Source organism: Streptomyces sp. NPDC088732 (assembly GCF_044751205.1).
Taxonomy (GTDB): domain Bacteria; phylum Actinomycetota; class Actinomycetes; order Streptomycetales; family Streptomycetaceae; genus Actinacidiphila.
This window is the reverse complement of sequence record NZ_JBIVLI010000019.1, coordinates 64,168-78,051: the sequence shown is the minus strand read 5'-3', so window position 1 is coordinate 78,051 and position 13,884 is coordinate 64,168. Positions and strand designations below refer to the sequence as shown.

Annotated in this window: 13 protein-coding genes; 11 read left to right on the top strand and 2 right to left on the bottom strand. The window is 70.5% G+C overall.

The window, feature by feature from the left end; all coding sequences use genetic code 11:
• The first annotated feature begins 36 nt into the window (after positions 1–36).
• The 7 genes from ACIP9H_RS29320 to ACIP9H_RS29290 are packed head-to-tail and all read left to right on the top strand — an operon-like array spanning position 37 to position 7,725.
• Positions 37–381 (top strand): hypothetical protein, encoded by a 345-nt coding sequence (locus tag ACIP9H_RS29320; RefSeq protein WP_401961649.1) that lies wholly within the window; start codon positions 37–39, stop codon positions 379–381.
• A complete protein-coding gene (locus tag ACIP9H_RS29315) occupies positions 311–2,374 on the top strand; it encodes a hypothetical protein (protein WP_401961647.1) in 2,064 nt (687 codons plus the stop codon). Before ACIP9H_RS29320 ends, ACIP9H_RS29315 begins: the two co-directional genes overlap by 71 nt.
• Before the next feature lie 11 nt (positions 2,375–2,385).
• Positions 2,386–5,757: a hypothetical protein gene (locus tag ACIP9H_RS29310; protein WP_401961645.1), complete on the top strand. Its 3,372-nt coding sequence runs from the start codon at positions 2,386–2,388 to the stop codon at positions 5,755–5,757.
• Between the two features lie 13 nt (positions 5,758–5,770).
• Entirely contained in the window at positions 5,771–6,304 is a 534-nt protein-coding gene (locus tag ACIP9H_RS29305) for a hypothetical protein (RefSeq protein ID WP_401961642.1), read from the top strand.
• A 57-nt stretch (positions 6,305–6,361) separates the two neighbouring features.
• Complete coding sequence (locus tag ACIP9H_RS29300; protein ID WP_401961640.1) at positions 6,362–7,231, top strand: N-acetylmuramoyl-L-alanine amidase; 870 nt, start codon at positions 6,362–6,364, stop codon at positions 7,229–7,231.
• Between the two features lie 9 nt (positions 7,232–7,240).
• Positions 7,241–7,462, top strand: a complete 222-nt coding sequence (locus ACIP9H_RS29295; RefSeq protein ID WP_401961638.1) for a hypothetical protein — start codon at positions 7,241–7,243, stop codon at positions 7,460–7,462.
• A gap of 56 nt (positions 7,463–7,518) precedes the next feature.
• On the top strand, positions 7,519–7,725 hold the full coding sequence (locus ACIP9H_RS29290; protein ID WP_401961635.1) for a hypothetical protein: 207 nt from the start codon (positions 7,519–7,521) through the stop codon (positions 7,723–7,725).
• A gap of 52 nt (positions 7,726–7,777) precedes the next feature.
• Here the strand turns inward: ACIP9H_RS29290 and ACIP9H_RS29285 are convergent, their stop codons facing one another.
• Positions 7,778–8,011, bottom strand: a complete 234-nt coding sequence (locus ACIP9H_RS29285; RefSeq protein ID WP_401961633.1) for a hypothetical protein — start codon at positions 8,009–8,011, stop codon at positions 7,778–7,780.
• 107 nt (positions 8,012–8,118) lie between these two features.
• Positions 8,119–8,892, bottom strand: coding sequence for a GntR family transcriptional regulator (locus tag ACIP9H_RS29280; protein ID WP_401961632.1), 774 nt, complete (start codon positions 8,890–8,892; stop codon positions 8,119–8,121).
• A 134-nt stretch (positions 8,893–9,026) separates the two neighbouring features.
• On the opposite strand from ACIP9H_RS29280, the gene ACIP9H_RS29275 reads away from it, so the two are divergent.
• The 4 genes from ACIP9H_RS29275 (at position 9,027) to ACIP9H_RS29260 (ending at position 13,687) form a co-directional block, all read left to right on the top strand.
• Complete coding sequence (locus ACIP9H_RS29275) at positions 9,027–9,359, top strand: hypothetical protein (protein WP_401961630.1); 333 nt, start codon at positions 9,027–9,029, stop codon at positions 9,357–9,359.
• Complete coding sequence (locus tag ACIP9H_RS29270; RefSeq protein ID WP_401961627.1) at positions 9,356–9,541, top strand: hypothetical protein; 186 nt, start codon at positions 9,356–9,358, stop codon at positions 9,539–9,541. Before ACIP9H_RS29275 ends, ACIP9H_RS29270 begins: the two co-directional genes overlap by 4 nt.
• 107 nt (positions 9,542–9,648) lie before the next feature.
• Positions 9,649–10,152 carry a hypothetical protein gene (locus tag ACIP9H_RS29265; RefSeq protein ID WP_401961625.1) on the top strand — a complete coding sequence of 168 codons (504 nt, stop codon included), beginning with the start codon at positions 9,649–9,651 and terminating at the stop codon, positions 10,150–10,152.
• Positions 10,153–11,860: 1,708 nt separating this feature from the next.
• On the top strand, positions 11,861–13,687 hold the full coding sequence (locus ACIP9H_RS29260; protein WP_401961622.1) for a hypothetical protein: 1,827 nt from the start codon (positions 11,861–11,863) through the stop codon (positions 13,685–13,687).
• Positions 13,688–13,884: the final 197 nt, after the last annotated feature.

Sequence of the window (13,884 nt, the reverse complement as noted above, 5' to 3'; positions counted from 1 at the left end):
CTGGGCCGCCCGAGCGTCGCCGCGCTGCTGGCCGGCATGAGCTCGGCGGAGCTCACCGACTGGATGGCCTACGAGCAGATCACCGGCCCGCTCGGCGGCGCCCGCGACGACCTGCTGATGTCCGTGCTGGCGGCCGTGATCTCCAACGCGAACCGCGGCAAGGGCCGCAAGGCCCGCCCGTCCGACTTCCTGCCGAAGTGGGACCGGAACAAGCGGATGGACTGGCAGGACATGCTCGCCGCCGTCCGCGGCATCAACGCCCAGATGGGCGGGACGGACACCACGAAGACCGGCCAGGAAGGGGGGCAGCGTGGCAACGATCCTGGACGAGCTCCTGGTGCGCCTCGGCGTCGACGCCGAAGGGCTGACCGCCGGGACTGACGAGGCTGCCAGCAGCGTCGAGGGCAGCCTCAAGGGCATCGCCGCGGCGGGCGCGGGCGCCGTGGTCGGCGGCCTGTTCGCCGCCGGCCTGGAGTCGGCGATGGACATCACCAACGCCACCAATCGCCTGCAGAACCAACTGGCCCTGACCGACGACGAAGCGTCCCGCGCGGGCACCATCGCCGGCGACGTCTTCGCTGCCGGGTTCGGCGACTCCGTCGAGACCATCAGCGACGCCCTTGGCGCCGTCTCGCAGAACCTCGGCGGGTTCTCCAACCTGGGCAGCGACGAACTGACCCAGCTGACCAAGGACGCCCAGGCCCTCAGCGATACGTTCGAGTTCGACGTGGCTGAGTCCACCCAGGCCGCCGGCCAGCTCATCAAGGCCGGCCTGGCCAAGGACGGCACCGAGGCTTTCGACCTGCTGACGTCGGCCGCGCAGAAGCTGCCGCCGGCGTTCCGCGAGGAACTGCCCGACGTCGTCAAGGAGTACTCGGAGTTCTTCTCTCAGCTGGGGTTCTCCGGCCCGCAGGCGTTCGGTTTGCTCACCGAGGCGGCGAAAAATCCGACGTTCGAGATCGACAAGCTCGGCGACGCGATCAAGGAGTTCTCGCTGCGGCTGGCCGACACCAAGGCGGTGGAGGCGCCGCTGAAGTCGCTGGGCCTCAACGTCAAAGACATCCAGAAGCTGGTCAACACCGGCCAGGGCACCAAGGCGTTCGACCAGGTCACAGACGCCCTGCGCGGCGTCGAGGACCAGACGAAGAGGACCGGGCTGCAGGCCGCGCTGTTCGGCGGCCCGGGCGAGGACCTGGGCAACAGCCTGCTGAAGATCGACGCCAGCGCGGCCGCCGCGAGCTCCGGCATGGATGACGCGGCAGGCTCGGCCAAGGCGGTCACCGAGTCCATGCAGGCGTCCCCTGCGCAGTCCTGGGACTCCATCATGCGGACCGTCAGCACGACCCTCGGCGAGGCCCTGGCGCCCGCCCTGGAGGTCGTCAGCAACTTCCTGCGGGACAACCCGGGCCTGATCTCCGCCATCACGCCTGTGGTCCTCGCCCTGGCCGTGGCGCTCGGCATCTGGGCCATCGCGCAGTGGGCGATCAACAGCGCGCTGCTCGCCAACCCCGTGACCTGGATCATCCTCGGCATCGTCGCGCTGGTCGCCGTGATCGTCCTCATCGCCACCAAGACGACGTTCTTCCAGGACGCCTGGCGTGCCATGACCGAGGGCATCTCAGCGGCCTGGGACTGGATCTGGGAGAAGCTGCAGCAGGGCTTCAAGCTGCTGACGGACCTGTTCCTGAACTTCACCGGCCCGGGCCTGCTGATCAAGCACTGGGACACGATCAAGTCTGCGACCAGTGCGGCGATGGACTGGGTGGCGGACAAGGTCATGGCCGGAGTCCAGGCCGTCTTGGATGCCATCTCCTGGCTCAGCCGCCTGCCCGGGATGGTGGGCGGCTACTTCGGCCGGCTCTACGACGCCGCCCGGCAGAAGGTCGACTCGCTGCTCGACACGGTGCGGGGCATCCCGGACCGGGTGCGCTCCGCCGTGGGCAACCTCGGCTCGCTGCTCTACAACGCCGGCGCGGACATCATCCGCGGCCTGATCGACGGCGTCACCGGGATGATCGGCGCCCTGCAGCGCCGGTTCTCGTCCATCACGTCGATGATCCCCGACTGGAAGGGCCCCATGACGGTGGACCTCCACCTGCTGGAGCCCTCGGGCGAGGCCTTGATCTCCGGCCTCATGGGCGGCGTGCAGGACCAGGTGCCCGCCCTGCGCAGCCAGCTGCAGGACATCACCACGTCCATCCCGGGCAACGTCAACACCGGCGTGAGCCGGGCCGCCAGCAGCAATGGGGGGCCGGTTGTTCTCGAGCTGGCCTCCGCTGGCGGCGAGGTCAACGACGCTCTGCTGTTCCTGCTGCAGGACGCCATCCGCGTGCGCGGCGGAGACCCCGTCATCGTCCTCACCCCCGCCTCGTAAGGAGGTTCCCTGTGGTCTCGTTCCCCCTGGACCTGCGCACCGAGCTGCGCATCGGCGGGCAGTGGCACACGTTCGGCGACGTCCGGACCGCCTCGGGCGGCGACATCACCATCAAGCGCGGCCGCTCGAACCCGACCAGCCAGCCGGAGCCGGTGCAGTGCACGGCCAAGCTCAACAACCGGCACGGCGACCTCAGCCCGGACAACCCCTACAGCCCGTACTACGGGCAGCTGGACGAGAAGATCGAGATGCGGGTGTCGGTGCCCGCCGCCGCCCGGTACCTGGACCTCGGCACGGGCGGCCGGGCGTCCACTCCGGACGCCTCCGCCATCGACATCACCGGCGACATCGACGTCAGGTTCGATGCCCAGCTCGACAACTGGATCGCCACCGTGCCCGGCAACGTGGTCGAGCTGGTCGGGAAATACAACCTCACCGGCAACCAGCGCAGCTGGTACCTGGTCGCGTCGGCCGCCGGTGGCCTGCGCTTCGGCTGGTCGACGGACGGGACCTCCGCGAACGGGTTCACCTGGACCACCGGCAACCCCCTGCCCGTGCCGTCATCCGGCCGCCTCGCGGTGCGCGTGACGCTCGACGTCAACAACGGCACGGGCGGCTGGACCATCTCGTACTACACGGCGCCGACGCTGGCGATCGGCAACGCCGGCGGCTGGACGCTGCTGGAGAGCCACGCCGAGAACGCCGGCACCACGAGCATCTTCAACTCGACGGCGGCGCTGGAGATCGGCGACATCACCAGCACCGGCCTGGACGTGGCGTTCGAGCCCGCGCAGGGCCGGATCTACGGCGTCGAGATCCGCAACGGCATCAACGGGACGGTCGTCGCCTCACCGAACTTCAGCACCCCGGCCGCAGGTACCGGCTCGTTCGCCGACGCGGCCGGCCGCACGTGGACCGTGACCGCCCCCGCGGCCATCAACGACCGCGACTACCGGGCGCACACCGAGGTGTCCAAGCTCCCGGTGGACTGGGACGACTCGGGCAACGACGTGTTCGTGCCCGTACAGGGCTCCGGAATCCGCCAGCGCCTCGGCCAGGGGCAGAAGGCCCTGCCGTCCGCGCTGGCGCGCCGCATCCCCGGCTTCGGACCGCTGGCGTACTGGGCGCTGGAGGACGGCGCCGACGCGACCAGCGCCTACTCCCCGATCAGCGGCGTGGCGCCGATGGCGCTGTCGGGCGTGAACTGGGCCGCCAACGACTCCCTGCCCGCCTCCGGGCCCCTGCCGGCCCTGGCCACCGGCGGCAGCACCCTGCCCAACATGCGCGGCGTGGTGCCGCCCCCGACCGGCGCCATCACCGGCTGGCAGGTCCGCTGGCTGTACCGGCTCGACACCGCCAACACGACGCTGCGGACGTTCATGCGGATCCTGAGCCGGACCGGCACCGTCCGCGAGCGGATCCTGCAGTGGCGCAACAACCTGACTCGCGTGATCGCCCTGGACGCGGACGGCAACGTCATCTTCCAGAACGACTTCACCACCGGCAGCGACCTGTACGGCCAGTGGAACGAGACGCGTTTCTACACCCAGCAGGTGGGCGGGACCGTCAACTGGTTCCTGACCTTTCAGGACGTCGGCGGCGACTTCGGCTCCGTGTTCGGCAGCTACTCCGGGACCATCGGCGCGCCGTCCGTGATCTGTTCGCCTGCGGATGGCTTCTCCACCGACCTCAACGGCATGTCGCTGGGCCACATCAGCGCGTGGCGCACGACGGACGTCTCTGCCTACATCGGCGCGATCATCGCGTACACGGGCGATCGTGCGGGCACGCGCATGCTCCGCCTGGCCGGCGAATCGGCGATCCCGCTTACGGTGCGCGGCCCGATCGGCGAGCAGACCAGGGTCGGCTACCAGCGGATCGGCACGTTCCTGCAGCTGGTCCAGCAGGCCGCCGAGGCGGACGGCGGCGTGCTGGACGAGCCGCGGCACCGCCTGGGCCTGCGCTACCGGGGCCGCACCACCATGTACAACCAGACGCCGGTGCAGGTCCCGTTCGGGAAGCTGGTCGCCGGCACCGGCAAACCGATCCGCGACGACAGCCTGGTCCGCAACGACATGACCGTGACCCGGATCGGCGGGAGCTCCGGCCGGTACGTGGAGAAAGAGGGGCCGCGCGGAGTCGACCGGTACACGACGTTCGACAGTGCGACGTCGCTCAGCCTCTACAGCGACGATCAGGCCGCGCAGATCGCGGCGTGGCTGGTCCACCTCGGCACCACCACCGACGCCCGCTACCCGAACGTCACCGTCAGCCTGCGCGCGTTCCCGGACCTCGCCGACCGCCTGGCCGCGCTCGACGTCGGCGACCGCCTGCAGATCACCGGCATCCCCCTGGGCAAGGGCCCGGTGGGCGGGACCGCGGACCTGATCGTGCAGGGCATCACCGAGAACCTGTCCCAGACGGACTGGCGCCTGACGTTCTCGTGCACACCGGCCTCACCCTGGGACGTGGCCCGCGCCGACGACGGCCGCCGCGCGAACACCGACGGCACCCAGCTGACGGCCGCGGTCACCGCCACCGCGACCGCGGCCACCGTGACCGTCACCGACGGCCCCCTGTGGGTCACCACTGCTCGCCACCCGACGGAGTTCCCGTTCGGTGTGACCTGCGAGGGCGAGGACGTCACCGTCACCGCATGCACCGGCAGCCGACAGGACAGTTTCACCCGGACCGCGTCCAGCTCCTGGGGCGCGGCCGACATCGGCGGCACCTGGACCAACAGCGGCGGCTCAGCCAGCGACTTCTCCGTCACCGGCGGCCGCGGCCGACACAGCAACGCCAGCATCGGAGTCAGCCGCACCTCGGTCCTGACCGCACCGCAGGCCGACATCGACCAGCGGGCCACCGTCCGCACCTCGGCGCTCGCCACCGGCGGCAGCCAGTACACGGGCCTGGTCGCCCGGTTCGTCGACGTCAACAACCACTACTACGCCAGGGCGACGTTCACCACGAGCGCGACCGTGCAGCTGGTCATCCAGAAGCGGGTCGCCGGCATCCAGACCGACCTGGCCACCGTCACCATCCCCGGCCTCACGCACGTGGCCAGCGTCGACTACGGCATCCGGTTCCAGGCGTTCGGGTCCACCCTCCGCGCCCGCGTGTGGCTGGCCTCCGCCGTCGAGCCCGGCAGCTGGCACGCCTCGGTGACCGACACCGCGTTCTCGGCGGCCGGATCGGTCGGCATGCGCACGATCCTCGACGCCGCCAACACCAACCCCCTGCCGGTCCTCGTCGACTACGACGCCTACGAGGTCCTCAACCCCCAGACCCAGACGTGGACCCGCAGCGCCAACGGGATCGTCAAGACCCATCCCGCGGGCGCCGACGTCCGCGTGACCCGGCCCGCCATCGCACCCCTGTAGAGAGGAGACGTCCATGACGGCATATCCCGCGTTCGCCGCAGGCCAGAGCCTCACCGCAGGCGCCCTCAGCCTCGCCGCCCTGATCGGCCAAACCGTCTTCCGCGCCACCCGCGGCGCCGGACAGACCATCACGAGCGGCACCGAGGACGTCGCCAACGCCATTCAATGGGACACCGTCGACCTCGACCTGCTGGGCGGCTGGACACCCGCATCACAGACCAGGTGGACCGTGCCCTTTGCCGGGTGGTGGCGGCTGGACGGGTCCGTGAGTTTCGTCGGCGTGACATCCCCGGCAACCCCGGGCACCCTGCGCGACGCGCTCTGGTACTGCAACGGCGCCACCATCGCCGCAGGCCGGGCCCGCTCGTTCTCCGGGACGATCGGCACCAGCCCGATGACCGTGGAGGCCCGGTCGATTCCGTACCTCCTGAACGCGGGTGACTACGTCCAGCTGATCCCGCTGCAGAACGCTTCGATCTCGGTCAACACGGGCACCGGCACCTACGCCCCGCACATGACGGTGACCTACGCCGGGCCGCCGGCCTGACCGTCCCCCAACAGCCACGCCCCCAACTGGGGGCTTTTTTCATGCCCTGGAGGGCCCGTGAAGTTCGTGTCCCGCAAGGCCTGGGGCGCCAGACCGCCCCGGTACAACCTCGTCCGGATCGCCAAGACCAAGGGCGTGAAGGTCCACTACGAGGGCACCGAGGTCCCGGCGTCCCTGGCGAAGCCGGAGAACCATCCGCAGTGCGACGACCGCGTCCGCGCGATCCAGGCCAGCCACCTCGCCAACGACGACGAGGACTACTCCGACATCGCCTACAACGCCGCGGTGTGCCCGCACGGCTGGGTGTACGAGGGCCGTGGCGCGCACTACCGCACCGGCGCCAACGGCGACCGGGAGCTCAACGAGGACCACTACGCCGTCCTCGCGCTGCTCGGCAGCAAGGGACTGACCCAGCCGACCGACGACCAGCTCAACGGCCTGCGCGACGCCATCGAGTGGCTGCGGGAGGACGGCGACGCCGGCGACGAGATCGAGGGGCACAAGGACGGCTACGCCACGAGCTGCCCCGGCAAGCCTCTGTACACGTGGGTGAAGGCCGGCGCGCCCCGTCCGAAGGTCGAGGGCCAGCCCGCCGCCGGGCAGCCGGCCACTGGCCACCCGGCACCGGCGAAGCCCAAGGTGTCGCTCGCCCAGGTCGTCAAGGCCGCCAGGACCGACCCGCACGCCGCCCAGGGGCACCAGACCCACGCGGCCGCGGTGCGCCTGGTGGAGAAGGCGCTCCTGGAGCTCGGCTACCTCACCTCGAAGTACGCCGGCGACGGCAGCTTCGGCACCGTCACGGTGTCGGCCTACGCCGCGTGGCAGCGCCACCTCGGCTACGCCGGCCCGGACGCCGACGGCATCCCCGGCAAGGCCTCCCTGACCCAGCTCGGCAAGTCCACCGGGCTGTTCACCGTCATCTCCTAGGAGAACCTCATGTCCCTCGACGCCAAGCGCACCGCGCGCACCGTCCTGCAGACCGGCGTCGGCGTGGCCGTCGCCCTGCCCGGCATCGTCGCCGCCTCCGGCATCCCGGCCGCCCTGCCCTGGGTCGCCGGCGCCCTGGCCGTCGCCGGCGGATTCGCCCGGGTGATGGCCCTGCCGTCCGTCCAGTCGCTGCTGCCCTCGTGGCTGCGGACCGACATCGCTGGGCGGTAGCCGTGACGCCGCAAGACCCGGGCGTGTACATCAGCTCGGCGCAGATGTATCAGGAGATGAGATCCCTGCACGATGCTGTGACCCGCGTCGAGATCAAGGTCGACGGGTTCCGTGACGACAACAAGGCGATCACCGACCAGGTCGGCGACCACGAGACGCGCCTGCGCCGGCTGGAGGCGTCGCGCTGGCCGTTGCCTACGATCGGCGCCCTCGCGGGCGTGGCCGGTGTAGCTACGGCCGTCTTCTCCCTGCTCCAGCACTGACTGCGCCCCCGCTGTCCTTCGGGACGGCGGGGGCGCTTTCGTGCGTTCAGGGTCAGCGGCGCCAGGGCCGGTCGTCCCGCTCGGGGAGCCGGGCGGTCTCGACGTGGCGGGCGCCGCGGGCCTTGCGCCAGGCGTAACGAGCTGCTGAACCGGCGCCGAAGGTGACGATGCCCGCGAGGGCAACGTCGAGAAGGCTGGTGCGGAACCCAGCGATGATGCCGGTGATGCCGGCCAGGGTGAGGACGCCGCAGGCGAGGGCGAGCAGCGTCCAGATCGCGGTCTTCATGGCGGAACGGTGGGCCGACCGCGCTGGGCTGTCAGTCCTTTGCGCTCAAGCCAGGCCCACCCCCCGCTGCTCTCGGAGACGGTGGGGGCGCTTTTGCGCATGCAGGCTCAGGCGTCTAGGTCGACGGCGAACTCCACCACCGTGGTGTCGCCGCGGCGCACGATCGGGTGCGCGACCTCGACGACCCGGCCGTCCTCGGCGAGGTGTCGGCGGGTGAACCGCAGGACGGGCACGGCCTTCCCGATGCGCAGCGTCTCCCGCTCATGCTCGGTCGGCATGCCCACCGTGAACGCCTCCGTGACCCGCCTCACCTGGATGCCGAGCGTCGCCAACTGCGCCCGCGTCCCGCCCGGCCACGGCTCGTTGATCGGGTCCGCGACGGGCGTCCCGGCCACGTCCGACCAGCGGACGAACGACGTCGACATCTGTGTCGGGGCGTCGTTGTCGTAGAACACGAAGTGCCGGGCGAGCAGCGGCTCGCCGACCTCGCACTCGAAGAGCGCCGCCAGCTCGGCGCTGGCGCGGGTCTTCTCGAAGAACTTGTCCAGGCGGTACTCGGCCCAGCCGATCCCCTGGTCCTTGGTGAACGCGGTCTGCGGGGCGCCGCCAGGGCTGCCCTTGTACCGGTCCGCGGCGAGGCGGTGGATGGGCGGCTGCTCGCGGACGATGGTGCCGGCGCGGGTGCGGGACTCGATCAGGCCCTCGTTGCGCAGCACGGTGAGTGCGTTGCGGATCGTCGTCTCGGACACGCCGTAGGACTCGGTGAGTTCGGGTAGGGTCGGCAGCCGGTCGCCTGGCCGGTGGGCACCTTCGTGGATGGCGGTGCGCAACTCGGCGGCGATGCGCAGGTACTCGGGCCGCTGCGTCAACGCGATCCCCACCCCTCCGGAATGATCGTCCGATTCTGAGTACACATATTCCCCGGTCTACTTGACCTGCGCCAACTCCCCCGCAATTCTGAGTACAGAAAGAGTTGTTCTGTACTCAGAACGTCACGACTTTCGGGGGCACCGCCATGCCGGAAACCGGCTCCAGCTGGACGCGAGCATTCCCAGCCCAACCTGCACAGGCCCGCGAGGCCCGCGCATGGGCCACCTCGCACCTCGCGCACCAGGACACCGCCCAGCTCGCCGGCGAACTCTTCGTCTGTGTCCTCGCCACGACACCCAGCAAGGTGACCATGACCATCTCCACCGCCGGGACGCGCGCCCGGATCACCGCATCCGGCGACCAGCAGATGACGCTCATCAGCGCCTACGGCCCGGGCAGTCACATCCTCAGCGGCCTGGCCCTGCGCCGCGGCGTCAGCCCCGACGAGTTCGGCCTGTGGGCGGAGGTAGGGCTGTGACCTTCCGAAGCCTCGGAGCGGCCCTCGCGGACCACGCGGCCGCGGTCGAGGGCGACGCGCAGGTCGCGTACCGCCGATACCTGGACCACGCCCAGCCCTGCCCGAACTGCACGACCGAGCCGTGCCCGGCAGGGGCGCCCTTGTGGGCCGCGTACCGCGCCGCCCGGGCCGCCACCCCATGAGACCGCCGCTCTTCCGTGGCAGCATCCCCCTGGCTGCGGAGGGGCGGCCTCCAGCGACAGACCCCGCTCCTAGACTGGACCGGCCGCGACGGAAGGAATGATCACAAATGCGACCCCAGCGTTTCGAGGACACCCTCAAGGCCCTGCTGCAGCAAGCAGGTGGGCAGGTCAAGGACGTCGTCACCTCCAAGGAGGCGGGCTACGACCGGCACCCCTACGGCCTGTCGGTGACCTACCAGAACGGTGCCCGGGTCCTGCTCCAGATCATCGCCACGTCCGCCGACGGCGACAAGTACGACCAGCCCGAGCAGGTCATCGAAGGCGAGAACGCCCTGGCCCCCGTGTCCGTCCCGGACGTTTTCGACGGCGGCAAGGTCCAGCTCGGCCGCGTCGACCAGCACCTGGCCGCACTCCTGGCGAACTCCGGCAGCAAGGAGATCGCCCTGGTCGAGCCCTACAGCGGGTCCCCCGAGGCGCACACCGCGATCAAGTACGGCGTGCGCATCACCTACCACGACACCAGCCGCATCAACGTGTACGTGGTCCACGCGCTCCCCGCCGGCCGCGACTGGCCGCACGGTGGAGAGTTCAGCGTCCCGGCCGCCATCTGATCCACGGCCGGGCACAGCACCACCAGAAGAGCACCACGTCGACTCACCTGGAGGTACGCGTGAACATCGACCCCGGCAAGACCGAAGGATCGTGCAGCGTCTGCGGCGCCAACACGTCCGCCCCTCCCGGCTCCCCGGTCCCGCAGCACCAGCCCCTGAATGGCAACCGGGCCATGTGCCCGGGGGCCGGCACCCCGGCACAGTGACCTGAGAAGGACGTCGGCCCCCACCGTGTCGAGCCGGTGGGGGCCTCCTGCCGTCCAGCAGCGAGGGCTCCGCCCAACGGGGGGCGAGCGGAGCCCTCTGCGGCCAACCATAACCACCCGCTCCGAGCCGCCTGCAGCGGGTCCCCCGGTCTCTGTCGACGGGTATGGCTTGGCCCCCGCCACGTCATTGTGGCGGGGGCCGATTTATGGCCAGGGCCCCGCTGGGGGATGGGAGCGGGGGCCTGCCACGAACGAGCCTGGCAGCGGCCCAACACGCCCGCATCTTGGATGCCGCCACTGGGGTGAGCGGCCCCGCCCGCTGCCTCCTGGCGTAAGGGGGGCGGGGCCGCACTTCCAGGATGCGCCACCCAGTGGACTCGCGCTGGAACGACCGCGGCCCCCCGTCGCTTCGCCGCGACGGAGGGCCGACCCACTGGCGAGAGTGCTCGCACCCCGAGCGTGCCCTGCAGTCCCAGGAGGCGCGAGCGGAGGGCGCCCAACGGGTGACACGGGGCGTCCGGCGCGACCCGTCCGTGGAGGAACCAGGGCCGCGCCGGACCTCTTCTCCGGGCGGCCCCGCCGCGCGGGCAATGCGGGCGGGGTCGCTCTTCCAGCCTGCGCCTTGGCGAGCGTGCATGCACCTGGGGTATGGCGAAGGCCGGCCCCGCCACAGGACCGGCCTTCTTGCTGTCCGCACCCGAGCTGCCAAGCGTTGGATGGGACCACCAGCATAGGGCTGGGGGCTGACATCGGGGGAGTGGTGCGGGACAATAGAAGTGCAGGTCAGCCCGTATGCGGGTACACCCGGTTGCGTGAGCGATGCGTGAGCGGAGGTCCCGAAGAGGGCCGGAATTCCCGGAGTCGACCGGAGGGCGAGAGCTACCGACCTGGGGTTTCTAGGCCCTCCCGGAGTAGCCAGAGCGCACCGGGCCCGAACCTGCTTTCTTGTAAAGCGAAGGTCGTCGGTTCGAACCCGACAGGCGGCTCCAGTCGTTGAGCAGCGCAAACGCCCCGGACCACGGTCGGTCCGGGGCGTTCTGCGTTCGCGGGTGGCAGCGGCCGGGGGCGGTTGCTCGCGGTTGGGGCGGCGCCGGAGCAGGCGGTCCATGCGGCCGATGGCTCGCGCCGTGTGGCGGATGTCACGCGTGTGCGGCGTCCCCGGTCCTGCTGATTCGAATGCGGCCGAGGAGCTCGGCTCCCCTGTTGTCGATCTTCTGGTGTCGTCGGTGCGCGGCGCCACGGGGAACGGCGGTGACGGAACCGTATTGCCGCAGCTCGGCGCAAGCCCGGGCGAAGTGTGGTCCGGGGCGTCAGCTTTCCGGACCGGGGCTCCTCCGCGAGCGAGCGCTGCCGGCTGCGTGCGGCCTTGCTTTCATGTTCGGTGGCAGGTACTACAGTTCGACGCGTTGCGTGATGTTCACAGCAGCCGTACAAGGAGCGCGGCCGGCCTCCGCATATCCGGGGCAGCGAGGCCGCGCCATTCCCGTGGGGGGAATTCAGCAGTGAGAACACGCTCTTTGGCGTCGGTGGCCGTGTCCGCCGCGCTGAGCGCCGCACTCCTTGCCGCGCCCGCGCTGGCGTACGCGGCCGACGGCGGCACGCCCGGGCAGGACCCGGCCGTTGCCGCGACCACGACCCCGACGGCCGGTTCGACGCCGACGCCGGACACGCCCACCGGCGTCCCGTCCGACGCGGCCGCCGACGCGCCCTCGGACACCCCGACGCCGTCGGACCCGTCCTCAGGCGACCCGGCGCCCGACCCGGGTGGCAGCGCGCCCGCCGACGGCATCGGCGCCCCGGTCTTCGGCAGCGTGGGGTCCGACCCTTCCGACGCCGGTTTCCTTACCGTGGCCGTCTCCTCCGACTCGGCGATCACCGAGGTGTCCGCCGAACTGACGGAGCTGCACGGCGCGGCCCCGGCGACCGTGACAGTCACCGGCTTCACGCTCGTCTCCGGCACGCCGCAGGACGGCGTCTGGCGCTCGCCGCGCATGTCGCAACTGCCCTCGTACGGCGGCTACGACGTGACGGTCAGCGCACAGGACAGCGACGGTGACAGCACCTCGGCCACGGGCGTCACCACCGTGGACGTCGAGCCCAAGCCGGTCTTCGCCGACCGCAGCATCAGCCCCGCCGTGCTGGACGTGGAGCACACGCACGTCAAGCTCAGCGGCCGCATCTCGCTCTTCGACCCGATCACCGGCGACATTTCGCCGCTGGCCGGCAAGGAGCTGAGCGTGATCGCCCAGTACGCCTACAGCGCTGTCACCGCCGCCGACGGCAGCTACGCGATCGACGTGGCGCCGCGGCTGAACGGCGAGAACGCCAAGTCCGTCGCGGTCTCGCTCTCCTTCTGGATCGCCAACCCCGACGGCACGAACACCTACGTGCTCGTCGACAGCAAGACCCTGCCGGTCGTGGTCAGCCCGAGCCGGATTCGGCTGGACCACTCCAGCGTGCGGATCAAGTACGGCGTCAAGGCGTCCTCATCCGGCATCGTGGAATACCTGTACGGCGGGACCTGGCGTCCGGCCAAGGGTGTCGCGGTCGAGATGGACTACTACGCGACGGCGACCAGTAATGCCGCCGGGCGCTTCGCGCTCACCTACCCGTACCTGCTGTCCGGCGACACCACGTTCACGGTGCAGACCAGCCTCGACAGCTACCTGGACGACCCGTATCTGACCGCCTCGCACGCGCAGTTCAAGGTCGACGTCATCAACCGGACCAGCATCTGCTTCTGTACGAGCTGGCTCGACGAGTACTCCGACCTGCACATCCAGGGGAGCATGAACGGCAGCGATGCCAAGGTGCCGCCGAACCGGAAGCTGTACCTCCAGCAGTCGGCCGACGGCAAGTCCGGCTGGAAGTCGCTCGGCTGGTTCACCGTGAAGTCCAACGGCACCTTCAATCTCGACGCGTACGTGGCGGTGCCGAAGGGCTACTGGCGGCTGTACTCGACGGGGTCGTCGGACTACCAGCCCGGCTACTCCAACTCCGTGCACTTCAACCGCACCGCGACCAGGATCACGGGCTTCAACGCCGGTCCCGAGCCGGTGCGCAAGGGCCGCACCGTGACCACCACCGGCACCGTGCAGAAGCTGAGCGGCACGAAGTGGGTGGCGTTCGGCAAGCAGCGCGTCTACATCCTCTTCCAGGCCAAGGGCAAGAAGGCCTGGACGCAGCTCGGCTCCGTCAAGGCCGACTCGCACGGCCGCTTCACCGCCCGCTTCACCGCGAAGCAGGACGGCACCTGGGTCGGGGTCTACCTCGCGTCCGGCTCCTACGTGGACGCCGAGAGCTACCACGACTACGTGGACGTGCGCTGAGCAGCCCCTTTCCGCTCACGTTGCCGAGCAGCGTAAGAGCCCCGGACCGTGATCGGTCCGGGGCCTTCGGCATTCACGGGTGGTATCGCCGCGGCTGCCGACCTCGCACCGGGTGGCTGATGCCATGGGTCCGCGGGTGCCTGCTGCGGCGTGGCTCCGGCTGTGCCCCCGGGGTACGCGGGGAGCCATGCCGGCCG

What these genes read in the sequence shown, in the direction of transcription:
- ACIP9H_RS29295 (WP_401961638.1), top strand. Translation starts at nt 7,241, where the DNA reads ATGTCCCTCGACGCCAAGCGCACCGCGCGCACCGTCCTGCAGACCGGC.
- ACIP9H_RS29275 (WP_401961630.1), top strand. Translation starts at nt 9,027, where the DNA reads ATGCCGGAAACCGGCTCCAGCTGGACGCGAGCATTCCCAGCCCAACCT.
- ACIP9H_RS29320 (WP_401961649.1), top strand. Translation starts at nt 37, where the DNA reads ATGAGCTCGGCGGAGCTCACCGACTGGATGGCCTACGAGCAGATCACC.
- ACIP9H_RS29265 (WP_401961625.1), top strand. Translation starts at nt 9,649, where the DNA reads ATGCGACCCCAGCGTTTCGAGGACACCCTCAAGGCCCTGCTGCAGCAA.
- ACIP9H_RS29305 (WP_401961642.1), top strand. Translation starts at nt 5,771, where the DNA reads ATGACGGCATATCCCGCGTTCGCCGCAGGCCAGAGCCTCACCGCAGGC.
- ACIP9H_RS29290 (WP_401961635.1), top strand. Translation starts at nt 7,519, where the DNA reads ATGAGATCCCTGCACGATGCTGTGACCCGCGTCGAGATCAAGGTCGAC.
- ACIP9H_RS29285 (WP_401961633.1), bottom strand. Translation starts at nt 8,011, where the DNA reads ATGAAGACCGCGATCTGGACGCTGCTCGCCCTCGCCTGCGGCGTCCTC.